The organism is Polymorphospora sp. NPDC051019, assembly GCF_040683055.1.
Taxonomy (GTDB): Bacteria; Actinomycetota; Actinomycetes; order Mycobacteriales; family Micromonosporaceae; genus Polymorphospora; species Polymorphospora lycopeni.
The window spans coordinates 544,653-567,750 of sequence record NZ_JBFBCH010000002.1; the positions used below are offsets into that span (position 1 = coordinate 544,653).

Genomic DNA, 23,098 nt, shown 5'->3' on the forward strand with positions numbered 1-23,098 from the left:
CCTGAAGTCATGCGACCGCCGAGCGAAGCGAGGTGTCGCATGACCGAGCACCGCGGCATCGACATCTTGATGATCACGTACGACCGGCCGGAGTACGTACGGCTCTCCCTGCCGCACCTGCTGGCCACCGCCACCGCCGACACCCGGATCTGGCTGTGGCACAACGGCACCGACCAGCCGACCCTCGAAGCGGTGGAGGAGTTCCGGCACCACCCGCGGGTGCACCGGTTCCACCACAGCCCGACCAACGCGGGTCTGCGCGAGCCGACCAACTGGCTGTGGGCAGAGTCGGACGGCGCGTACGTCAGCAAGGTCGACGACGACTGCCTGCCCGACAAGGACTGGCTGGAGACGCTGCGCCGGGCGCACGAGGACGTACCCGAGTTCGGGGTGATCGGCACCTGGCGGTTCCCCGACGAGGACGTCGACGACGCGCTCGTCGCGAAGAAGCTCGCCGACTATCCGGGTGGCCACCGGCTGATGCGCAACCACTGGGTGCAGGGCAGCGGCTATCTGCTCAAGCGGGCCGCCGTCGCGCAGACCGGGCCGATCGGGCCGACCGAGTCGTTCACCGCGTGGTGCCTCCGTTCGGCCCGGCTCGGCTGGGTCAACGGCTGGTACCACCCGTTCCTGCCCGAGGACCACATGGACGATCCGCGCAGCCCGCACACGATCTACCACACCGACGCGGACTTCATGGCCCGGCGGCCGCTGTCGGCGAAGAACACCGGGGTGACCACGGTCGCGCAGTGGACCGAGCAGATGCGGCACTCGGCCCGGGTGGTCCAGGCCGCCTCCCTCGACCTGCGCGAGTACGGCGGCTGGCGGGCCCGCCGCCGGGGCGCCGTACGCCGGATCCGGCGCGCGCTGACCGGGCGGGCGCCGTGGTGACCAGCGTGGTGATCGCCGCCCACAACGAGGCCGCGGTGATCGACCGGTGCCTGCGCCGGATGCTCGCCAACGCGACCCCGGGCGAGTTCGAGGTGATCGTGGTCGCCAACGGGTGCACCGACGCGACCGCCAAGGTGGCCCGCGCCGTGCCCGGGGTGACCGTCGTCGAGTTGGCCGAGGCGTCGAAGTCGGCGGCGCTCAACGCCGGTGACCGGGCGGCGACCGGCCTGCCCCGGATCTATCTCGACGCCGACATCGCCCTGTCGACCGCCGACCTGCGTACGCTCTCCCGCGCGGTCGACGACAGCGCGCTGGCCGCCGCGCCCCGCCGGGTCCTCGACACGAGCGGTCGGCCGCTGCTGGTCAAGGCGTACTTCGCGATCAACGGCCGGCTGCCGGCGTTCCGTAACGCGCTCTTCGGCCGGGGCGTGATCGTGCTGTCGCGGGCCGGCCGGGCCCGGTTCGAGCGGTTTCCGGACGTGATCGCCGACGACCTGTTCCTCGACTCGCTCTTCACCGACGCCGAGAAGCGCGAGGTCAAGGGGGTCGCCTCGGTGGTGGCCACGCCACGGCGCACCGCCGACCTGCTGCGCCGGCTCGGCCGGGTCCGGGCCGGCAACGCCGCGCTGCGGGCCGCCGCCACCGACACCGAGGTGCGCCCGTCCCGCAAGATGTCGTGGCTGGTCGACGTGGTGCTGCCCCGACCGTGGCTGCTGCCGGCGGGGGTCTGCTACCTGGCGCTGACCGTCATCGCCGGGATCAAAGCCCGCCGCACCGGCCCCGGCGCGGCGTGGGGCCGCGACGAGTCGAGCCGAACTCCGGTGGCCCGATGAACCCGACGGTGAGCCTGGTCATGGTCTCGTACCAGACCCGGGACCTGATCGTGCGGGCGCTGACCGCGTTGCGGGACACCGGCACCGGGGTCGACTACGAGGTGATCGTGGTCGACAACGCCTCCGCCGACGGTTCGGCCGACGCGATCGCGGCGGCCCTGCCCGAGGTACGGGTGGTGCGGCTGGCGCACAACGTCGGCTTCGGCCGGGCGGTCAACGTCGGCGCCGAGCTGGCCCGTGGCGACTACGTGCTGCTGATGAACCCGGACACCGAGCCCGTCGGCGACGTGCTCGGCGAGTTCGTCGCGTTCGCCCGGGCCAACCCCGCGCATCGCGTCTACACCGGCCGTACCCTGCGCCAGGACGGCACCGACGACGGCCGGTCGGTGTTCGCGCTGCCGAGCCTGTGGGGCTACTTCTGCTTCGCCGCCGGGCTGTCGACGGTGTTCCGCGGCTCCCGGCTGTTCAATCCGGAGGAGTTGCCGGGCCTCGACCGGAACCGGCCGACTCCGGTGCCGGCCGCGTCCGGCTGCCTGCTGCTGGTCGAGCGGGCGCTGTTCGCCGAACTTCGCGGCTTCGCGCCCGACTACTTCATGTACAGCGAGGACATCGACCTGTGCCACCGGGCGACCGGACTGGGGGCGACCCCGGTGCTGGTGCCGACGGCCCGGGTGCTGCACATCGGCGGTGCGTCGTCGACCAGTGTCGGCAAGCGGGTGATGGTGCTGCGCGGCAAGACGACGTACGTACGGCTGCGCTGGTCGGGGTCGCGGGCGGCGGTTGGCCGGGCGCTGCTGGCGGCCGGCATCGCGGTACGGGCGGCGGGTGCCCGGCTCACCGGCCGGGCCGGCTACTGGCGGGAGGTGTGGGCCCAGCGCCGCACCTGGCTCGCCGGCTGGCCACCGCTCGCCGAACTGCCGCCCGTGGTCCCGGTCCCGCCCGATCCGTCCGTTCCGCCCGCCCGTTCCGCCCGCTCCGGGCCGCCTGGCTAGGGAAGCTGCGACTCCACGAGTCCTCGATCGGCGTCCCGCGCCGCCGGGTGGCGGCGCGGGCACGGCGGGGTCACGAGGTGGGGCCGCCGCCTGGGCGGGGGCCGGCCACGGGTACGTCGGCGAAGGCGGCCACCGTGCGGTCGGCGTACGCGCTCGCGTCGCCGACCTCCATCGGCCCGTCCCATTCCCGGGGCAGCGGCACCGGCGTATCCGGGGCGACCCGGCGGACGATCTCGTCGAGCACGGTCTCCGCGTCGCCGACCCACAGGTGCTTGGCGCCGGGCACCCCGACCACCTCGGCCTGCGGGATCGCCGCGAACCGCTCGCGGGCCTCGTCCGGGCGCAGGTAGTCGTCGAACTCCGGGACCAGGGCGGTGACCGGCTTGCCCGACCGGGCCCAGGTGCGCAGGTCGTCCGGGGTCGAGAAGCGCAGCGGCGGGGAGAGCAGGACGGTGCCGGACACCTGCGGGTCGCAGCCGTGCTTGAGGGCGAGGTCGGTGCCGAACGACCAGCCGACCAGCCAGATGTCGGGCAGTTCGGCGAACTCGGCGTACTCGATCGCGGCGGCCACGTCGAACCGCTCGCTGTCGGCGGCGTCGAAGGTGCCCTCGCTGGTGCCCCGCACGCTGCTGGTCCCCCGGGTGTTGAAGCGCAGCACGGCGAGGCCGGCGAGGGCCGGCAGCCGCCAGGCGGCCTTGCGGAAGACGTGGCTGTCCATCATTCCGCCGTGGGTGGGCAGCGGGTGCAGGCAGACCAGGGTGGCGACCGGGTCACGGTCCAGCGGCCGGGCGAGTTCGCCGACCAGGCGTAGGCCGTCGGCGGTGTGCAGCTCGATGTCCTCGCGGTGGGCGGGCAGGATCGAGGTCGCGCGGATTGGTTCGCTCACCGGTCCAGTCTCGCGCGGCCGTACCGCTCCGTCAGCCCGTGCCGCCCGCCACGTGACGTATATCCCGCGCCCACGCCCGCACGCCCCGTCCGCGCCCCGCCCCCGGCCCGCGCCGACCCGCCGATCGAGGGGTTGTTGAGCGACAAAGCCAACGTATCCCCCACGGCTTCTCCTTGATCAACGCAGGGAAGTGCGCGCGTCAGCCGTAGCGGGGGGCGCTGCGGGAACGCTGGATGCCGGGCGAGCGCCGGTCGCGGGCCCGCCAGCAGCCGGAGTGCCAGTGTCGCCGGTCGGTGAGGTCGCCACGCCCGTCGGCCGGCCACACCACCAGGTGCGCCACGCCGGGCCGGATCTCCTGGTCGCAACCGGGACACCGGTACGTCTTGACCGCCGCGCCGCCGGGGATGGCGCGTACCTGCCACTCACCGTCGCTCCAGGTCTGGACCGCGTCGACACCACGGCGCACCCGGTCGTCGTCGAGCGGCGGACCGGCCTCGGGGCGCGGGCGGTTGCGACGGGGGCTCACGTCGACCAACAGTAACGGTGAGATGCGTACCCTCGACAGGTGAACCGGCTCCACCTGTGGCTCCAGCGGCACCGGGTCGTCGTCGACCTGATGATCGCCGCGCCGATCATCCTGCTGACCCTGATGTCGGCGACCGGTACCGCCCGCCATCCGGTCGCCGTCGTCTTCGACGGCCTCCTGATCCTCGCCGTCGTGGTCCGCCGGGTCTGGTTCACCGCCGCCTACCTGCTGGTGATCACCGTCGGCCTGGCCACCGTGGCGTCCGGCCAGCTGGGCATGCTGGTGCCGGCCCACCTCGCGATGCCGATCCTGCTCTACACGGCCGCCGCGATCGGCCCGGAGTGGGCCCGCCGGCTGGGCGTCTTCTGGATTCCGGTCGCCCCGGTCCTCGCCGTCCTGGCCATGGACACGTACGGCAGCATGCGCCGGGCCGGCACCCCGTGGCCGCTGACCGAGATGGTGGTGTTCACCGGCCTGCTCGCCGCCCCGCTGGTCGCCGCCTGGGTCTGGGGCAACTCGGTACGGATCCGGCGCCGCTTCTACGCCCAACTCGCCGACCGGGCCGACCGGCTGGAACGCGAACGCGACGCGCTGGACCGGGTCGCGGTGGCCGAGGAACGGGCCCGGATCGCCCGGGAGCTGCACGACGTGGTGGCGCACCACGTGTCGGTGATGGTGGTGCAGGCCGACGGCGCCGGGTACGCGCTGGCCGGCGACCCGGACCGGGCCCGCGAGGCGCTGGGCACCATCTCCCGTACGGGCCGGGAGGCGCTGACCGAGATGCGCCGGCTGCTCGGCGTGCTGCGTACGGCGGACGGCGAGGCCGCCGACCGGGCCCCGCAACCCGGCCTGGACTCGATCGCGGAGCTGGTCGGTCAACTGCGTGGCACCGGGCTGGCGGTGGAACACACGGTCGCCGGCCGCCCCCGGCCGGTCGGGGCCGGCACGGCGCTGACCGCCTACCGGGTGGTGCAGGAGTCGTTGACCAACACGCTCAAGCACGGCGGTCCGGGGGTCCGGGCCACCGTGCGGCTGGCCTGGGCACGCGACCACCTGCGGGTGGAGGTCCTCGACGACGGCAGCCGCCCCGACGGCGACGCGCCCGGCCCCGACCGCGACGGGCACCGCCAGCGGTCGGGCACCGACGACCGGCCGCCGGCCGGTGCCTGGCCGCACCCCCGGCGCGGCGACACCGGCGCCGCCGGGCCGGCCGAGACCGGCGGTGGCGGGCACGGCATCATCGGAATGCGCGAGCGGGTCCTCGCCGCCGGCGGCCGGCTCATGGTCGGGGCCCGTCCCGAGGGTGGCTTCCAGGTGGCGGCCACCCTGCCGCTCGACCGTGACGGCGGCCCGACCGATGGGACCCGACCGCGACGGCGGTCCGACTGATGGGACCCGACCGTGACGGCGGCCATACCGATGGGAGATGATCCGGTGATCCGCGTGGTGCTCGTCGACGACCAGCAACTGGTCCGCACCGGCTTCCGGATGATGCTCGACGCCCAGCCCGACATGACGGTCGTCGCCGAGGCCGGCGACGGCGCGGCCGCCATCGAGGTGTTGCGTGCCCACCAGGCCGACGTCGTGCTGATGGACGTACGGATGCCACGGATGGACGGCGTCGAGGCGACCCGGCGGATCTGTGCCGTCCCGGCCGCGCCCCGGGTGCTCGTGTTGACCACCTTCGACCTGGACGAGTACGCCTTCGTCGCGCTGCGCGCGGGGGCCGCCGGATTCCTGCTGAAGGACGTACCGCCGGAGGAGCTGCTGGCCGCGATCCGGGTGGTGCACGCCGGGGACGCGGTGGTGGCCCCGTCGACCACCCGGCGGCTGATCGACCGGTTCGCCGCCTACCTGCCCGATCCGGCGCAGGCGCCGGACGACCGGGCGACCCGGTCGCTGACCGAGCGCGAGCGCGAGGTGCTGCTGCTGGTGGCGGCCGGGCGGTCGAACGCCGAGATCGCGGCCGAGCTGTTCGTGGCCGAGACGACGGTGAAGACCCACGTCGGCCGCATCCTCACCAAGCTCGACCTGCGCGACCGGGTGCAGGCGGTGGTGTACGCGTACGAGCACGGGCTGGTCCGCGCCGGCCGCTGACGTGTCCACGGTGGACGATGTCGGATCACGGTCAGCGTCCACTGGGGATACCGCCGGTCACGTAGCGTCCGGGTTGCGGGCCGGCCACGGGGCCGGCCGCATCGGGGAGGTCCGACCATGCGTGGTGGACGTGTTCTGGGCGGCGTACTGGCGGCTGCGGTCGCCGGTGCCGTCATGGTGGCGGCACCGGCCGCCCATGCCGGTTTCCAGGGTGATCCGCTCTTCGGCGACGTCGACGGCGACCACGTCACCGACCGGGTGACCCTGGTCGGTGGCGGCCCGGACGAGTGCGGGGTCACCGTCGAACTCGGCACCGGCGGGGGCGGGTACGGCCCGGGAACGGTGCACGGCTATCCCGACCCGAGCGGTGGCACCGGCCACTGCCCGGACATGGGCGTCGTGGTCGACCTCGGCGGCGACGGCACCGTCGAACTGGTGCTGGCCTGGTTCGACGGCCGGCCGCCCGGCGTCACCCACGATCTGCTGGTGCTGCGCGACTACGCCCCGGCCGGCGGCTTCGACGCCATCTTCCAGCCGAGCTACATCGGCCTGGCCGACTTCAACGGCGACGGCCGGCAGGACGTCTACGAGTGGACCGACCAGGGCGACGGGTTCCGCACGTTCCTGAACACCGAGGCCGGCACGCTGGTGCCCGGCCCGGTCGAATACTGCGGCGGCCAGCCGGACTTCGAACTCGCCGACTTCGACGGCAACGGCGCGACCGACGTCGTCATCGCCTTTTACGAGGGCTGGTGCGGCCCGTTCAGTGGCGTCGTCGTGGTCTTCGACGACGGCAGCACCCTCTATCTCGAGCAGGACGAGTGGGGCGACGACGGGTGGGAGGTCGACCTCGTCGACCTCGACGGCAACGGCCGCCCCGACGTGCAGACCACGAACTGGTCCGGCACCGTCCGGCTGTTCGTCAACAACGGCGACGGCACCTTCACGCCGGGCATCCGGGCCGTCGAGGACCGGGTGACCGTCGGCCCGACCAACCGCAAGCGGATCAAGGTGCTGGACAACGACGTCGTCGTCCCCGGCACGGTGCTGACCTTCACCACCCCGCCGAAGTACGGCACCGCGACGGTGACCGCGCAGAACACGATCGCGTACGTCCGCACCGACACCAGCCACGACAAGCGCGACATCTTCGGCTACCGGATCACCTCCGGGGCACAGACGTCCGACGCGACGATCATCGTCCGGGTCAAGAAGTAGGGGTCGCCCGGGTACGGCGTACGACCCGGGTCGTACGCCGTACCCGGAACGGACCGTGCCTGAGACGGAGCCGGGCGCGACCCGGGGCCGACGCCGCGACGCCCGCCGCGCCATAGCGTCGACCGACATGCGCCACGTGATCCTGGCCGGGCTGCGGGCCCGGCGTACCCGCCTGCTGCTGACCTCCGCCGCCGTCGCGCTCGGGGTGGCATTCGTGGTCGCCACGGTCGCGATGACCGACACGCTCGCGGCCCAGCTCTACGACAGCACCGCCCGGCAGGCCAGGGACGTGGCGGTACGGGTCACCGCCGACGGGTCCGGGCGGCTGACCGACGCCGACCTGGCCGCCGTACGGGGTGTGCCGGGGGTGGCGGCGGCGGCCGGGCGGGCCGGGGCGACCGGTGTGCTGCTCGGTGCCGACGGGCGGGTGGTGACCAGCCTGGGCAACCCGGACTCGACGTTGCGGGCCCTCGCCGACGACCCCCGGCTCGCCGGCTTCGACCTGGCCGCCGGGGCATACCCGGCCGGGCCGGGCGAGATCGTCGTCGACCGCGACACGGCAGCCGCCCAGGGCTGGCCGCCGGGGGCGACGGTCCGGCTGGTCACGACGGCGGGTGAGACGGTCACGTTCCGGCTCGCCGGGACCGCCGACACGACCGAGTCGTGGCCGGTCGTGCACCTGTCCGCCGCCGATCTGACGGCGGTCACCGGGGAGTCGGGCTGGGGCGCCGTCGACGTCCTGGCCGGCCCGGGCGTGGCACAGAACGACCTGCGGGACGCGGTGGCCGGGGCGCTGGCCGGCCGACCGGTGGAGGTCGTCACCGGCGCCCGGTACGCCGACGCGCTGGCCTCGGCCGCGGTCGGCGACGTCGCCCAGATCCGCCTCGCGCTCGGCGCCTTCGCGCTGGTCGCCCTGCTCGTGGCGGCACTGGTCATCCACAACACGTTCGCGATCCTGGTGGCCCAGCGGCAACGGGAACTCGCCCTGCTGCGCTGCGTCGGCGCCGGTCGCGGCCAGGTGTTCGGTTCGGTGCTGGCCGAGGCGGCGGTGCTCGGCGTGCTGGCGGCGCTGATCGGCTTCGGTCTCGGGCTGGGCCTCGGCTGGCTGGGCGCAGCCGCTCTCGGCCGGACCAGCGGGGTCGGGCTCGACGTACCGCTCCAGGTCGGGGCGAACACCGTCGCCGTGGCGCTACTCGTCGGGGTCGGGATCACCGTCGGGTCGGCGGCTCTGCCGGCCCGGGGTGCCACCCGGGTCGCCCCGGTCGCGGCGCTGGCCAACCAGCCGGACCTGGCACCCACCGGTGGCGCCGGGGTGCTGCGGGTGGCCGTCGGGATCGCCGCACTGCTGCTCGGTACGGCGCTCGTGGCGGTCGGCGCGGCCACCGGCGCGATCATGCCGACCGTCGCCGGCGGGTTGCCGGTCGCCCTCGGCGTGCTGGCGCTCGGGCCGGTCGTGGTGGGTCCGCTGGCCCGGCTCGTCGGCCGGATTCCGGCGCTGTTCGGGGTCGCCGGTCGCCTCGCCGCCGCGAGCGGCGACCGGAGCCCGCGCCGGGCCGCCGCGACCGCGCTGTCGCTGACCGTCGGCATCACGCTGGTGACGGCGTTCCTGGTCAGCGCCGAGACGCTGAAACACAGCCTCGACGACCAGATGCGCAAGCGGTACCCGCTGGACTACCTGGTGACCGCGCCGGACGGACACCGGCTGCCCGGCGACCTGGCCGCCCGGCTCGCCGCGGTGCCCGAGGTCGAGCGTGCGGTGCCGCTGGCCGCCACCGGCAGCGAACTGCGGGCCGGCACCCGGACCGGGTCGGCCGAGGTCGGCGGCTTCGACCCCGATCTCCTGCGCCGCGAGTTCGCGCTGCCGGCCGGGTCCGGCAGGGTCGAGGACTTCGCCGCCGGCGGCGCGGTGCTCGACCCGGACACCGCACGGGCGCTGGCGGTCCGGGCCGGCGACCGGTTCACCGTCGAGGGGCCGGACGGCACCGTCGAGGTGGTGGTGTCGGCGGTGCTCTCCGTCCCGTCGGCGCCACTGCCGGAGGTGCTTCTCACCCCGGCCGAGGCGGCGGTGGTCGTCGGCACCCCGGCCCCGCACGGCGTGCTGGTCTGGATGGCGGACGGCGTCCCACCGCCGGCCGCCCGGATCGCCGTCGCGTCGGTGACCGACACCGAGCCGCTGGCGGTCGTGGCCGACGTGCAGAGCAGCGGCGAGCAGACCGGGGCGCTCATCGACGGGCTGCTGGCGGTGGTCGGCGCGCTGGTGGTGCTGTCGGTGGTGATCGCCGTCGCCGGGATCGCCAACACGCTGACCCTGTCGGTGCTCGAACGGACCCGGGAGTTCGGGCTGCTGCGGGCGGTCGGCCTGGCCCGCCGGCAGTTGCGGGTGATGCTGCTCGCCGAGGGCGTGGTGCTGGCCACCGTCGCCGGTGTGGTCGGGGTCGCCCTCGGTGTCGGGTTCGGGGTCGCGGCCGCCTACGCGGCGATCCCCCGCGACTGGCTGGTGCTCGCCCTGCCGTACGGCCGGATCGCCCTGGTGGTGGTCGGTGCGGCGGTGGTCGGGCTGCTGGCCGGGGTGGTACCGGCGCGGCGGGCCGCCAGGGTTCCCCCGGTGGCGGCTCTCGCGGCGGAGTGACGCCGGGCGGAACCCCCGTCCCGCCCGGCTCAGTTCCCCGGGTGGACGCGGAAGCCGCGGCCGGCGGTCACCAGTTGTTCGAGCAGCGGCGCCGGTGCCAGGCCCGGCTCCCGCGACTGCCGGTAGAGGTCACGCAGCGTCGCCAGCGCCGCGTCGAGCCCGATCCGGTCGAGCAGTTCGAACGGCCCCACCGGGTAACCGCAGCCGAGCCTCATCGCGTGGTCGATGTCGTCGGCGGTCGAGTACGACGCCTCCAGCATCCGCACCGCGTCGTTGAGGTACGGCAGCAGCAGCGCGTCGACCACGTAGCCGGCCCGGTCGGCGCAGACCACGGCGGCCCGGCCGAGCCGCGCGCAGACGGCGCGGGCGGTGGCGGTCGTCGCGGGCGCGGTCCGTACGGTGTGGACGATCTCGACCAGGGCCCGGTCCGGTGCCGGGTCGAGGAAGTGCAGCCCGAGCACGTCGGCGGGCCGTCCGGTCGCCATGGCCAGGTCGATCACCGGCAGCCGGGTGGTCGACGCGGCGAGCACGGCACCCGGTTTGCAGATCCCGTCGAGGGCGGTGAACAGCGCCCGGTCGGCGTCGGGGTCGCCGGGGCCGGCGGTGACAACGAGATCGGCGCCGGCGAGCCGGTCGAGTTCGCCGGTCACCGCGACGACGTCGTACCCGGCACCGGCGAAGAGTCCGGCGAGCCGGTCGGCCGGTTCGCCGGAGCCGACGACGCCGACCGTGCCGACCTGCGCGGCGGTGCCGGCCGGCGCCGGCGCCGGCGTCCACCCGTCGGGTACGACCACCGCCGAGCCCGGCTTCTCGTAGCTGTAGAAGCCCCGTCCGCTCTTGCGGCCGAGCCAGCCGGCGGTGACCATCTGCCGCAGCAGCGGTACGGGCGCGTGCCGCCGGTCCCGGCCGCCGCGGCGGTACATGGTCTCGAGGATCTCGTACGCGGTGTCGAGGCCGATCAGGTCCAGCAGGGCGAGCGGCCCCATCGGCAGGCCGCCGCCGAGCCGCATGGCGGTGTCGACGTCCTCACGGCCGACGTGGCCCGACTCCAGCATCCCGGCCGCCTGGTTGAGATAGGTCAGCAGCAGGGCGTTGACGATGAAGCCGGCCCGGTCGTCGACGGTGACACCGGTCTTGCCGAGCCGGGCGCACAGTGCCTCGACGTCGGCGACGACCTCGGGTGCGGTGACCACCGTACGGATCACCTCGACCAGCCGCATGACCGGCGCCGGGTTGAAGAAGTGCATCCCGACGACCTGCTCGGGCCGGCCGGTGGCGGCCGCGATCTCGGTGACCGAGAGCGAGGAGGTGTTGGTGGCCAGGATCGTCGCCGGCTTGCAGGTGCGGTCGAGGTCGGCGAAGAGCCGCCGCTTGATGTCGAGCCGCTCCGGCACCGCCTCGACGACCAGGTCGGCCTCGCGCAGCGCGTCGAGCCCGACGGCGAAGGCCACCCGGGACAGCAGCGCGTCGCGGTCGGCGGGGGCGAGTTTGCCCCGGGCCACCGCCCGGTCGGTGGAGCCGGTGAGGTTGTCCCGGCCCCGGTCCAGCGCGGCCTCGGTGATCTCGACGGCGACGACGTCGATCCCGTTGCGGGCGAAGACCTCCACGATGCCGGCGCCCATGGTGCCGAGCCCGACCACCCCGACGGTGTGGATTTCGCGTGCCACGCTGCCCTCCTCACCGGCCGGCGAACCGGCCGGCCGCGACCTGAACACCCACAGGCTACTTAACGAGAACTCAGGCCACCGGACCGCGTCCACTCCCCCGCTCCAACCGGCGGGCGCCGTGCGCGGTCAGCCGCGTGCCGCCGCGACCACCGCCGCCGCGCCGGCCGGGCCGAGCGTGATCGTGTAGTGGTTGACGCCGGGCACGGTGACCTCGGTCGTCCCGGGTAGCCAGTGCGCGGCGTGCCCCTCGGCGTAGAACGGCTGGTCGGGCTGGTCGAGCATGCCGCGCTCGGCACGCAGGAAGACCGCGGGCACCCCCACCGGCGCCGGGACGACGCCGGGCAGGGCGTAGGTGTCCCGGGCGTCGCGGACGGCCGCCTCCGGCCGGCACGCCGGGCGCAGCTCGGGCGGCTCGCCGACCAGGTCGTAGTCGACGTACGCGGTGACCGCGTCGGTCCAGTCCACGAAGGACGGATGGGCCCGCCACAGGTCCCGGTACGCCTCCCGGTCCGGAAACGTCATCGCCAGCCGGGCGAACGCCGGGCCGATGGTCTGCCGGACGGCGTCCGCGATCGTCGCCTCGTCGGCGACGGCGTCGATCCCGGCCGGTGCCGGCAGCGGCGGCCCGCCGTCGACCAGCACCAGCCGCTCGACCAGCCGCGGGTGGCGGCGGGCCAGCGCGACCGCGACGAAGCCGCCCATCGAGTGGCCGAGCACCACGACCGGCCCGCCGCCGTACGCCCCGATCACGGCCGCCAGGTCGTCGGCGTGCCGCTCCATCCCGTACGGGCCGGGCAGGTCGCGGCTGCGCCCCCGGCCACGCAGGTCGGCGGCGACCAGCCGGTGGTCGACACCGAGCCGCTCACCGACCAGGGTCCAGGCCACGTGCGACGAGGTGATGCCGTGCGCGGCGACCAGCAGCGGGCCGTGGTCGCCCCACACACCGACGGTCAGGTCACCGCCGTCGACCGGCACCGTCCCGACGGCGTACGGCACCCCGCCCGGGCCGGTCACGGCAGCAGCTCCAGCAGCGCGGCGGCGAAGTCGGCGGGCCGCTCGACGTGCGGCGAGTGGCCGCAGCCCTCGTACACCACCTCGCGGTAGCGTCCCCCGGCGGCGGCGTAGCGGTCCAGCACGGCCCGGGTCTGGCCGACCATCGGCTGCGGCGGGTAGGCGTCGGCGCCCGGCCAGCCCGGCACCAGACCGAGGGCGCCGAGCTGCCCGAACTCGAGCATCGAGGTGTCCGAGACGATGACGTCGCGGTCGCCCCGGATCCAGGTGACTGGCGGCTTGACGGCGACCGCGACCAACTCGTCGGCGATCCGGAAGTGCCGGGGCGACATCGTGTTGAGCACACCCCGGTCGCCGGGGGCGACGCCGGGCCAGGTGTCCACCACGGACGCCGTACCCGGGTAGTTGTCGTCGCCGGTGGCGGTCGACAGCACGGTGTCGAGCAGTGCTTCCTCGTCGGCGCCGAGCGCGGCGGGGTCGGCGACGTACGTCGCCCGCATGACGTTGCGCGGGCTGGCCGGCCCGTCGGCGCCCCGGTCGCCGGCGGCCAGCCGCTTGACGAAGTCGGGGTTGGCCGAGCCGCCGCCGGTGCCGGCGAAGTCGGCCGTGGTCGGCGTGCCGGCGAGGTCGCGGGTGCCGCCGAAGCCGTACGGCGACACCGGCGACTCGAGCAGCAGGCCGGCGACCCGGTCGGGATGGTCGACCAGCAGTTGCATCGCGACCCCGCCGCCCATCGAGTGACCGGCGACGGCCGGCCGGGCGCCGGAAGTGCCGAAGAGGGCCGGGTGGTCGAGCAGGGCCGCCACGTCGTCGGCGAAGTCGCGCAGCCCGCGGGTCGCGTCGACCGGGGCGGTGTCGGTCGCGCCGTAGCCGCGCAGGTCCGGCGCGACGATCCGCAGCGGGTCCGGAAGGTGGCGCAGCAGCGGATACCAGAAGGCCCCGGAGGAGCAGTTGCCGTGGATCAACAGCACCGGCGTGCCGTCGGCCGGCCCGGCGACGTGCACGTGCTGGGTGATCCCGCGTGCTTCGACGCGTACCGTCTCGGTCTCCATGCGCCGGATCATCGCACCGGGCCGGGCCGGTCACCATGTGGGGCGGACCCACATGGTCCGACCCCGACCTGTGTGGCCGGCCCCGCCCGGTGACCGGACCGGCTCAGCGGGTGACCATCAGCACCCAGGCCACCCAGCCGGCCAGCATCACCACGCCGCCGACGACCAGGACGAGCCGGCCGGACCGGCGCGCGGTCTGCATCGCCTGCGTCGGCTCGGCCAGCACCCCGACGGCGGACCGCTGCTCGGCGGACGCCCCGATCGCGCGCTGCGCCGGGATGGACCCCACCAGGCGTACGGAGCCGACCGGGTCGGTCAGCGCGGCCGACGGGTCGAAGAACCGAAGCTCGACGCCGCCGAACCGGACCCGGTCACCGTCCCGCAACTCCACCGCGACGCCTTCGATCCGCCGATCGTTGAGAAAGGTGCCGTTGGTCGAGCCCACGTCGGACAACGTCGCCCGGCCGTCCGTCAGCTCGACGGCGGCGTGCCGGCGGCTCACCCGGGAGTCCTCGACGACGATGTCGACGCCGTCCTCCCGCCCGATCGTCCGGATGCCGGGGCGTAGCCGGAAGCTCGCACCGCGCAGTGGCCCGCTCGTCACCGTCAATTGCGGAAGCAGGGGCAGATCATCGGACATGTGTGTCGACAACGCCTTTCCGGTCGGTGGGAACGACCCCCCCGGTCGCTCCCCCGGTCAGCTTTTCAAGCCCGGCCAAGGTAATCACCGCACCGGTGGACCGGATTACGCAGTCCCCCGGCCAGACCTCACTCACCGGTTCGGTCGTATCGGCCGGCCACGATCGCCGTACGTCCACCACGGACGAACGGCGTCCCTGGCCCGGTACTGTTTTCCATCGATGACCACCGAGCGGCTTCCCATCGATCACGACCGGGCTGCAATGAGTATTTCTCAGGTTTAGACTCGGCACAAACATCTCGAGGAGCGCCGATGACCACTTTCCGCGTGCCCGGCGTACCGGTGATCGCCGACGGCGAACTGATCTCCACCAACCCGGCCACCGGCGACGAGGCCGGCCGCCTGCCGGTGGCCACCGCCGACGACGTCGCCCGCGCGGTCGAGCGGGCCCGGACCGCCGGCAACTGGTGGATCGGACTCGGCGACGCCGGCCGCCGCGAACGGCTGCTCCGCTTCCGGGCGGTGCTCGCCAACCGGATCACCGAACTGGCCGAACTCGTCAACGCCGAGGGCGGCAAACCGGTCGCCGAGGCGATCGTCGAGATCGTGTCGGCGATCGAACACCTGGACTGGGCCACCCGCAACGCCCGCCGGGTCCTCGGCGCCCGCCAACTGCGGTCCCGGCTCATCCTCGCCGAGTTCGCCGCCCACCTCGAATACCAGCCGTACGGCGTGGTCGGGGTGATCGGCCCCTGGAACTACCCGGTACTCACGCCGCTCGGCTCGATCGGGTACGCCCTCGCCGCCGGCAACGCGGTCGTGTTCAAGCCGAGCGAATACACCCCCGTCGCCGGCCAGTGGTACGTCGACGCGTTCGCCGAGGTGGTGCCCGAACAGCCGGTGCTGCAGGCCGTACACGGGCTCGGCGACGTCGGGGCGGCGCTGTGCCGGTCCGGTGTCGACAAGGTGGCGTTCACCGGCTCCACCGCCACCGCCCGCAAGGTGATGGCCGCCTGCGCCGAGACACTGACCCCGGTGCTGCTGGAGTCCGGCGGCAAGGACGCCATGATCGTCGACGCGGACGCCGACCTGGACGCCGCCGCCGAGGCCGCCGTCTGGGGCGGGATGACCAACGCCGGCCAGACCTGCATCGGCATCGAACGGATCTACGCCGTCGCACCGGTCTACGACGCCTTCGTGGCCAAGGTGGTCGAGCGGGCCGGCCGGCTGACCGTGGGAGCGGCGGGCGACGCCGACCTCGGCCCGATCACCATGCCGGCGCAGATCGACATCATCCGGCGGCACATCGACGACGCGCTGGCCCGGGGCGGCCGCGCCGTGCTGGGCGGCCCCGACGCGGTCCAGCCGCCGTACGTCCGGCCGACGATCCTGGTCGACGTGCCCGAGGACTCGGCCGCCGTACGGGAGGAGACCTTCGGACCGACCCTGACGATCAAGAAGGTACGCGACGCGCAGGAGGCGCTGACCCTCGCCAACGCGCTGCCGTACGGCCTGGGCGGTTCGGTGTTCGGCCAGCGGCAGGCGATCCCGATCGCCCGGCGGCTGCGCTCCGGAATGGCCGCGATCAACTCGGTGATCACCTTCGTCGGCATGTCCACGCTGCCCTTCGGCGGCGTCGGCGACTCCGGCTTCGGCCGCATCCACGGCGACGACGGGCTGCGCGAGTTCGCCCGCGCCAAGGCGATCACCCGCCGCCGCGGCCCGTCCATGCTGCCCGCGATGACCTTCGACCGTACGCCGGCCCAGGTCGCCCGGATCGTCAAGCTGGTCAAGACCCTCTACGGGCGGAACTGACCGGCCTCGCCCCTGTTTCTTTGGCCTCGCCCCTGTTTCTTTGGCCTCGCCTTCGGCGAGGCTGGCTCGCTCCGCTTCGCGCCGCCTGAGTGCACCGTCTTCGCCCTGCGGGCCGCGACCGCTTCGCGGCGCGGTCCTCGGGCTCCAGACGGTGCGGCGGCGCTCGGTCGACTCGCGACCTTGTTGCGGTCAACCCCCGTCCGTCGTTCGCTTCGCCGAACGGTGCGGGTTCCGGGTGGCATCGGTCAGCGGGCGGGGTGGTGCTGTCGGCGGCCACAGCGAATTCGGCGTATCCACAGCGAATTCGCTGTGGGCCGCGACAGCGACCTCGCCCGGCACGGCACGCGCGACGAAGCTCCGGTCGGCACGCGACGAAGCCCCGGCCGGCACGCGCGACGAAGCCTGAGCCGCCGTGGCGAGGCGGTCAGAAGAGGGTGAGTTCGTCGCGCTTCATGCCGCGCATCGCGTTGTAGTCGAGTACGACGCAGCGGATGCCGCGGTCCTCGGCCAGCACCCGGGCCTGTGGCTTGATCTCCTGGGCCGCGAAGATGCCGGCGACCGGGGCGAGCAGCGGGTCGCGGTTGAGCAGTTCGAGGTAGCGGGTGAGCTGCTCGACGCCGTCGATCTCGCCCCGCCGCTTGATCTCGACCGCCACCGCCGCGCCGGCCGCGTCCCGGCAGAGCAGGTCGACCGGCCCGATGGCGGTCATGTACTCCCGGCGGACCAGCGTGTAGCCGTCCCCGAAGACGGTCGGCGACGCCGCGCACAACTCCTGCAGGTGCGCCTCGACACCGTCCTTGACCAGGCCCGGGTCGACGCCCAGGTCGTACGAGGTGTCCTGGAACACCTCCTCCAGGGTGATCCGCAGCTCCTCGCCGGCCTTGTTGACCACCCGCCACACGCCCGGTGCCTCTTCCAGCTTGCACGGCGGGCTCATCCAGTTGAGCGGCTTGTAGGCGCGGTCATCGGCGTGAATCGACACCGACCCGTCCGCCTTGACCATCAGCAACCGGGTGGCCGCCGGCAGGTGGGCCGAGAGCCGTCCGACATAGTTGACTTCGCATCGCGCAATCACCAACCGCACCCGACGAGGGTAGCGGAGGCGACCGCCGACGCCGCGACGGCGCTGGCGCGGCGGTGCGATGCTGGTTGACGTGCTGGAAGCGTTGACGGGGACCGGTCTTGCCGCATCGGCCGGGTTGAACGCCTACATTCCCCTGCTCACGATGGGGCTGCTCGGCAGATACACCGATGTCATCGACCTGCCGGCCGGCTGGCAGTGGCTGTCCAACGGCTGGGTGCTCGCCATCCTCGCCGTGCTGCTGGTCGTGGAGGTGGTCGCCGACAAGGTGCCGGTGGTCGACCACGTCAACGACGTGATCCAGACGGCGGTCCGGCCGACCGCGGGCGGCCTGGCGTTCGGTGCCGGGTCGAGTTCGGAGACCGTGACGGTCACCGATCCGGGGCAGTTCTTCTCGTCCAACCAGTGGGTGCCGATCGTGGCCGGGGTGCTCATCGCGCTCGGTGTGCACGGCGCCAAGTCGGCCGCCCGGCCGGTGATCAACGCGATGACGGCGGGGATCGGCGCACCGGTGGCGAGCACGGCCGAAGACGCCACGAGCGTGGTGATGTCGGTGGTCGCCATCCTGCTGCCGGTGCTGGTGATCCTGTTCCTGCTGCTCCTGGTGGTCTTCTGGTTCTGGCTGCGCCGGCGCCGGCGGGACCGGCGGGCGGAACGTGAGGCGGCCCGGGCTGCCGGGTTCCGGGTCTAGGACGCTCTCCCGCACGGGAGAACGACCGGGCCTACGCGGCACTGCCGGGATCCACGGGTACCCGCCACCGCCGCCGGCCTGGGCTGGAATGATCCGCCTCGTGCTGAAGTCGCTGTCCACCCGCCTCGTCACCGTCGCCGCCGTACTGGCCACGCTGGGCGGCGCCACCGCGCTGGTCGTCGGCCTCACCGGCGGGGACCGGGACACCGGCACGCGGCCCACGTTCGGCAGTGCGTCGACCCCGACGGCCACCGCACCCGGCCTACCGGCGCCGACGTCGGCCTCGCCGACCGTCGCGCCGCCGCTGCCCGGCGCCACCCGGCCCGGCACCCGGCCGCCGGTGGTCGACAACGGTCCGCGTACGGGCAACCGGGTCGCGCTCACCTTCGACGCCGACATGACCGACGGGATGCTCCACAGCCTGCGTACGGGCCAGGTGAAGTCGTACGCGAACCTGAAGATCCTGGACCTGCTGGAGCGCGAGGAGCTGGCGGCGACGTTCTTCCTGACCGGCAAGTGGGTGGAGCGGTATCCGGAGGTGACCCGCCGGATCGCCGGCAACGAGCGGTTCGAACTGGCCAACCACACCTACGGCCACGAGGCGTTCACCGCCGACTGCTACGGCCTGCCCCGCCTGCCGACGGCGCGGATGACCGCCGACGTGGCCAAGACCTTCGAGGTCATCGAGGCGTACGGCGGCCGGCAGACCCGCTACTTCCGGTTCCCCGGCCTCTGCCACGACGGTACGGCGCTGTCGGCGCTGGCCCCGCTCGGCCTGACGGTGGTGGACGGCGACGTGGTCAGCGGCGATCCCTTCGCGACCGCGTGGGAGCCGATCGTGTCGGCGGTGCTGTCGAAGGTCAGGCCCGGTTCGGTGATCATCATGCACGTCACGGAGGCGAACGCCGCGATGACCGACGAGGCGCTGCCACACATCCTGGCCGGGCTGCGGGAGCGCGGGCTGGAGCCGGCGGCGCTGTCGGAGGTCCTGGCGACGACCTGACGGCGGGGCAACACGCGGCGGAACGCAGAGAAACGAGACCGACAAAAGGGATAAAGTAGACGCGATTCCGATTGTCGGGGGGTCCGTTGGCGAACGTCGCCGGAACGACAGCGGCGGTCCACGTCGGCCCGCCGCACGGGTGCACCGGTGGCTAGCCGCTGGGCCGGACTGCTCGCCGCCGTCGGCCGGGACATCGCCGCCGCGCGCGGGCTCGCCCGGTCGGCAGCCGCCTCGGCCGGGTCGGCCCGGTCACGCACCGCCGCCAGGCACGCGGTCGTACGCGCCGCACACGCCGCCTGTCTGCACCAGTTGACCGAGGCGCGAGACGCCACCCGGCGCGAGATCACCCGCCACTACCTGCGCGAGTCCACCCGGCTCGCCGGCGACATCGCCCGGCTGGCGGCCGTACGGGCACCCGGCGCGGCCGGCGCGCCGTGGCGGGACTGGGCACCCGCCGAGCCGCCGCCCGGCCATGGCGGCGACCTGCTCCGGATCGGCACCATCGGCTCCGACCGGCCCGGCGAGTGCGGCCCCCCGGTGCCGGCCCTGCTGCCACTGCTCGACCGGGCCCACCTCACCTTGCACGGCGACCAGTCCGTCGTGGACGGAATCATCACCGGCCTGCTGCTGCGGGTGCTGGGCTCGACCCGGCCGGGCGACGTACGGATCACCGTCTACGACCCCGAGCACCTCGGCGGCGGCCTCGCCGGATTCGCCCCGCTGGGCGCCGCCGGGCTGCTCACCTCCGTCGGCCCGGGCGGGCTCACCGGGACCCTCGACGACCTCGTGGAGCAGATCCGCCGGATCAACGAGAGCGTGCTGGCGGGCGAGTACGCGACCCTCGCCGACGCCACCACCGCCGCGCGGCGACCCGAGCCGTGGCGGCTGCTGGTGCTGCTCGGCGACGCGGCGACCGCCGCCGAACTGACCGCCGCCCAGCGGGCCCAGCTCGACCGGATCGTACGCACCGGGATCGCCTGCGGGGTGCACGTCGTCAGCCGGGGCCTACCGGTGCGGCCCGGACCGGCGGTGGAGACGGTCACCGTCGAAGGCGGCCGGGTCCGCTGCGCGAGCCTCGCCGCGCTACCGGTACGCCCCGACCCCGCACCGCCGGCCGGCCGGATCGCCGCGTTCTGCCGGGAACTCGCCGAACGCCTGGTCGCCGGCCCGCCCCCGGTCCGGTTCACCGACCTCGCCCCGGAGAAACTGTGGACCCAGAGCTCGGCGGCCGGGCTCGGCGCCCCCGTCGGCACCGGGCCGGGCGGCGAACTCGTCGAGGTGGCGCTCGGTGACGACCCGCCGCACGCCCTGGTCGGCGGCCCGTCCGGCGCCGGCAAGACCAACCTGCTCTACGCCTGGCTGGGCGCGCTGACCACCCGCTACTCCCCCGACGAGTTGGCGCTGTACCTGCTCGACTTCAAGGAAGGGGTGTCGTTCGCCAGGTTCGCCCCGAGCCCGCGCGACCCGAGCTGGCTGCCCCAGGTCCGCCTGGTCGGCGTCAACATCAACTCCGACCGCGAGTTCGGGCTGGCGATGCTGCGCCACCTCGCCGACGAGCTGCGCCGCCGGGCCCGCGCGGCCAAGAGGTACGACGCCAGCAAGCTCGCCGAACTCCGGGCCGAGGACCCGGGCGGCCACTGGCCCCGGATCGTCGCCGTGATCGACGAGTTCCAGGTGCTGGTGACCGGGCGGGACACGGTCGCCACCGAGGCGGTGAACCTGCTGGAGGACCTGGCCCGCCGGGGCCGCTCGCAGGGCATCCACCTGGTGCTCGCCTCGCAGGACGTGTCCGGCATCGAGGCGCTGTGGGGGCGGTCGGGCCTCATCGCCCAGTTCACGCTCCGGATCGCCCTGCCCAAGGCCCGCCGGATCCTGGCCGAGACCAACCCCGCCGCCGATGTGGTCCCCCGGTTCCACGCGGTGGTGAACACCGACTCCGGGGTGCCCGACGCCAACCGGATCGTCCGACTGCCGGAGGCCGGCGACCGGGCCGGCTGGCGGGTGCTGCAGGACGAGCAGTGGCGGGCCCGGCCGGACGGCCTGCCACCGCCGCGCCTCTTCGACGGCGACGCCATACCGGTCTTCCCGGCCACCGGCCACTTCCCCGACCTGGCCGGGCCGGCGTCCGGGTCGACGGTTGGTTCGACCGTCGGCGGGGCGGCGGCCGGCGAGCCGGACGGGGCGGTGGTCGACGCGTTGACGGCCGGCGGGGCGGTGGCCGGCGGGGCGGCCGGGGGTGCCGGGCCGCCCGGCGCCGTCGTCGGCGAGACGATCGACGTACGGGGCCGGCCGGCGGTCGTACGGCTCGGCCGGGTGCCCAGCCGCAACTTCGCCGTACTCGGGTCCCGGACCGGGGAGGCGTGCGCCGTGCTCGGATCGGCGGCCCGGTCGCTCGCGGCCCAGGTGCCGGCCGCCCGGTTCAGCATCGCCTGCCTCGACGGCGACGCCGACCGGTCCGCCCGGCTCCTGCACGCCGCGCTGCCCGACGCCGCCTGGTACGACCCGGACAGCATCGACGAACTCCTCGCCGAACTGACCGACGGGCTGACCGGGGCGGTACCGGACCAGCCGCACTACGTCGTCGGTTACGCCTTCGACGCGGTCGCCGGCAGGCTGGCCAGCAAACCGGCGGGTGGCGGCCCGACCGGTCACGAGCGGTTGCGCGCGGTGCTCGCCCGGGGACCCGAGCACCGCGTGCACCTGCTCGGCTGGTGGCGTACCGTCCCCCGGTTACGCGACGACCTCGGTGGGATCGGGGCGCGGTTCGACGCGATCGGCGCCTGGGTCGCGCTCGACGTACACGGCGGCGAGTTGGCGCCGCTCTGCCCTCAGCCGGGCGGGCCGGACTGGTACCCCCGCCCGCACCGGGGCCTCTTCTTCGACCGGGCGGTGCACCGTACGCCGGAGCTCGTCATCCCGTACGAACTGCCGGAGGACCCCCGGTGACCGGGTACGGCCGGCTCGTCGCCGAACTCGGGGCGGCCGCGGCCCGGCGGGACACCGCCCTCGCCGCCGCCGACCGGGCGTACCGAGAGGGTGCGGCGACCGCCTCGGCGGAACTGGCCCGGGCCGCCGCCGACGCCGAGGCGGCCGAGCGGCGGGCCGCCGCCGACGCCGAGGCCGTCCACCTGGTCGACCGGGAAGCGGCCCGGCTGTGGGAAGAGCTACGGGCACTGCGCCGCTGGCCCGGACGGCCGGTCGGCGACCTGCCCGAGCCCGACCGGGCGGCGGATACGACCACATCCGCGGCAGCCACGGCAGGGGCAGCCACGACTCCGGCGGCGACAGTGGAGGCGGCCACCTCCGCGGCGGCCCGGGCGGCCACGGTTTGGCAGGAGTCGGGCGGGTCGGGCGTCGGGCTGTCGCCGGCGGCCCAGGCACTGGAGCGGGCCAGGCAGCGCATCGCCGCCGCCCGCCCCGACGCGCCCCGCAAACCCGTACCCCGGTTGGTCCTGCCCTTCCTGCCGCTGGTCGGGGCGGCGCTGGCCGCGCTCACCGGGCTGGTCGCGGCCGGGCTGGTCGCGATCGCACCGGACGGCGCGGCGTCGGTACCACGCGTGCTGGGCTGGCTGGTGTTCCTGGTCGCGCCGTTCACCGCGATTCCACCGGTGGCCTGGTGGCTACGGCGCACCGGGAGCCGGCTCGACGTGGGCGCGATCGGCCTGCTGCTGCTCGGCGGTATGGCCGCCGGCACCATCCTCTCCCTGACTCTCACCCACTGATCCCCCGCCGCTCCCCGCACCCGCGCTCCGCGTCCGCGCCGCGTCCGGGTCTACGCGTCGATCAAGGACAAACCGTGCCCGCTCTGCGGTGGTTCGTCGCGCAACAACTCCTTGATCAAGGCAAACACCGGGGAGTCGTCGTGATCGTCTGCGGCTCAGGCACTCGACACGCCGGGACCGGAACGCCTGAACCGCAGACGATCAAGACCACGGACGCCGGCCACCCGAGACGAGGTAATACCGCGCCGTCCACAGCGAATCCGGCGTACTCACATCGAATTCGCCGTGGACGGCAACAGCACCCTTCCCGACGTCGCCCCCGGCCACGGTGGCGGCCGACCCCG

The 23,098-nt window shown here is 74.3% G+C and carries 19 protein-coding genes; 12 read left to right on the forward strand and 7 right to left on the reverse strand.

The genetic code is table 11. From position 1 onward, the window contains the following. Nucleotides 1-39: 39 nt before the first annotated feature. From AB0M79_RS06510 to AB0M79_RS06520, 3 genes are read left to right on the forward strand one after another with little or no spacing between them, the layout of a single operon-like run. Nucleotides 40-891: a glycosyltransferase gene (locus AB0M79_RS06510; protein WP_364208520.1), complete on the forward strand. Its 852-nt coding sequence runs from the start codon at nucleotides 40-42 to the stop codon at nucleotides 889-891. Then, a complete protein-coding gene (locus tag AB0M79_RS06515) occupies nucleotides 888-1,724 on the forward strand; it encodes a glycosyltransferase family 2 protein (RefSeq protein ID WP_364208523.1) in 837 nt (278 codons plus the stop codon). Before AB0M79_RS06510 ends, AB0M79_RS06515 begins: the two co-directional genes overlap by 4 nt. Further along, entirely contained in the window at nucleotides 1,721-2,716 is a 996-nt protein-coding gene (locus tag AB0M79_RS06520; RefSeq protein ID WP_364208526.1) for a glycosyltransferase family 2 protein, read from the forward strand. The genes AB0M79_RS06515 and AB0M79_RS06520 overlap by 4 nt, the downstream gene beginning before the upstream one ends. Before the next feature lie 70 nt (nucleotides 2,717-2,786). Here the strand turns inward: AB0M79_RS06520 and AB0M79_RS06525 are convergent, their stop codons facing one another. Together AB0M79_RS06525 and AB0M79_RS06530 are read right to left on the reverse strand one after the other, a co-directional pair. Beyond that, nucleotides 2,787-3,602 carry an alpha/beta hydrolase gene (locus AB0M79_RS06525; protein ID WP_364208529.1) on the reverse strand — a complete coding sequence of 272 codons (816 nt, stop codon included), beginning with the start codon at nucleotides 3,600-3,602 and terminating at the stop codon, nucleotides 2,787-2,789. 199 nt (nucleotides 3,603-3,801) lie between these two features. Then, entirely contained in the window at nucleotides 3,802-4,128 is a 327-nt protein-coding gene (locus tag AB0M79_RS06530; protein WP_357532864.1) for a hypothetical protein, read from the reverse strand. A 39-nt stretch (nucleotides 4,129-4,167) separates the two neighbouring features. Here AB0M79_RS06530 and AB0M79_RS06535 point away from each other — a divergent pair, with 39 nt between their 5' ends. The 4 genes from AB0M79_RS06535 (at nucleotide 4,168) to AB0M79_RS06550 (ending at nucleotide 10,072) form a co-directional block, all read left to right on the forward strand. After that, nucleotides 4,168-5,517 (forward strand): histidine kinase, encoded by a 1,350-nt coding sequence (locus AB0M79_RS06535; RefSeq protein WP_364208532.1) that lies wholly within the window; start codon nucleotides 4,168-4,170, stop codon nucleotides 5,515-5,517. 45 nt (nucleotides 5,518-5,562) lie between these two features. Then, the gene (locus tag AB0M79_RS06540) at nucleotides 5,563-6,225 is read left to right on the forward strand and encodes a response regulator transcription factor (RefSeq protein ID WP_357532868.1); all 663 of its coding nucleotides are present in this window, start codon (nucleotides 5,563-5,565) and stop codon (nucleotides 6,223-6,225) included. Between the two features lie 117 nt (nucleotides 6,226-6,342). Further along, nucleotides 6,343-7,443 (forward strand): FG-GAP-like repeat-containing protein, encoded by a 1,101-nt coding sequence (locus AB0M79_RS06545; protein WP_364208535.1) that lies wholly within the window; start codon nucleotides 6,343-6,345, stop codon nucleotides 7,441-7,443. Nucleotides 7,444-7,570: 127 nt separating this feature from the next. Then, nucleotides 7,571-10,072: an FtsX-like permease family protein gene (locus AB0M79_RS06550; protein WP_364208538.1), complete on the forward strand. Its 2,502-nt coding sequence runs from the start codon at nucleotides 7,571-7,573 to the stop codon at nucleotides 10,070-10,072. A gap of 29 nt (nucleotides 10,073-10,101) precedes the next feature. Here the strand turns inward: AB0M79_RS06550 and AB0M79_RS06555 are convergent, their stop codons facing one another. From AB0M79_RS06555 to AB0M79_RS06570, 4 genes are all read right to left on the reverse strand, one after another. Then, nucleotides 10,102-11,739 (reverse strand): 3-hydroxybutyryl-CoA dehydrogenase, encoded by a 1,638-nt coding sequence (locus AB0M79_RS06555; RefSeq protein ID WP_364208541.1) that lies wholly within the window; start codon nucleotides 11,737-11,739, stop codon nucleotides 10,102-10,104. Nucleotides 11,740-11,865: 126 nt separating this feature from the next. Beyond that, a complete protein-coding gene (locus tag AB0M79_RS06560; protein WP_364208544.1) occupies nucleotides 11,866-12,753 on the reverse strand; it encodes an alpha/beta hydrolase in 888 nt (295 codons plus the stop codon). Beyond that, nucleotides 12,750-13,802 carry an alpha/beta fold hydrolase gene (locus tag AB0M79_RS06565; protein ID WP_364208547.1) on the reverse strand — a complete coding sequence of 351 codons (1,053 nt, stop codon included), beginning with the start codon at nucleotides 13,800-13,802 and terminating at the stop codon, nucleotides 12,750-12,752. The genes AB0M79_RS06560 and AB0M79_RS06565 overlap by 4 nt, the downstream gene beginning before the upstream one ends. 103 nt (nucleotides 13,803-13,905) lie before the next feature. Next, nucleotides 13,906-14,406: an FHA domain-containing protein gene (locus tag AB0M79_RS06570; RefSeq protein ID WP_357532877.1), complete on the reverse strand. Its 501-nt coding sequence runs from the start codon at nucleotides 14,404-14,406 to the stop codon at nucleotides 13,906-13,908. Between the two features lie 348 nt (nucleotides 14,407-14,754). Between AB0M79_RS06570 and AB0M79_RS06575 the strand changes: the two genes are divergently transcribed. Continuing rightward, nucleotides 14,755-16,257, forward strand: a complete 1,503-nt coding sequence (locus AB0M79_RS06575; protein ID WP_364208549.1) for an aldehyde dehydrogenase family protein — start codon at nucleotides 14,755-14,757, stop codon at nucleotides 16,255-16,257. 424 nt (nucleotides 16,258-16,681) lie between these two features. Here the strand turns inward: AB0M79_RS06575 and nucS are convergent, their stop codons facing one another. Then, nucleotides 16,682-17,341, reverse strand: a complete 660-nt coding sequence (gene nucS / locus AB0M79_RS06580) for an endonuclease NucS (RefSeq protein ID WP_212827084.1) — start codon at nucleotides 17,339-17,341, stop codon at nucleotides 16,682-16,684. A gap of 70 nt (nucleotides 17,342-17,411) precedes the next feature. Between nucS and AB0M79_RS06585 the strand changes: the two genes are divergently transcribed. The 4 genes from AB0M79_RS06585 (at nucleotide 17,412) to AB0M79_RS06600 (ending at nucleotide 22,754) form a co-directional block, all read left to right on the forward strand. Beyond that, nucleotides 17,412-18,029 (forward strand): DUF4126 domain-containing protein, encoded by a 618-nt coding sequence (locus AB0M79_RS06585; RefSeq protein ID WP_357533428.1) that lies wholly within the window; start codon nucleotides 17,412-17,414, stop codon nucleotides 18,027-18,029. A 100-nt stretch (nucleotides 18,030-18,129) separates the two neighbouring features. Next, a complete protein-coding gene (locus tag AB0M79_RS06590; protein ID WP_364208551.1) occupies nucleotides 18,130-19,032 on the forward strand; it encodes a polysaccharide deacetylase family protein in 903 nt (300 codons plus the stop codon). 147 nt (nucleotides 19,033-19,179) lie between these two features. Beyond that, nucleotides 19,180-21,978 carry an FtsK/SpoIIIE domain-containing protein gene (locus AB0M79_RS06595; protein WP_364208554.1) on the forward strand — a complete coding sequence of 933 codons (2,799 nt, stop codon included), beginning with the start codon at nucleotides 19,180-19,182 and terminating at the stop codon, nucleotides 21,976-21,978. After that, nucleotides 21,975-22,754, forward strand: coding sequence for a hypothetical protein (locus AB0M79_RS06600; RefSeq protein WP_364208557.1), 780 nt, complete (start codon nucleotides 21,975-21,977; stop codon nucleotides 22,752-22,754). The genes AB0M79_RS06595 and AB0M79_RS06600 overlap by 4 nt, the downstream gene beginning before the upstream one ends. Nucleotides 22,755-23,098: the final 344 nt, after the last annotated feature.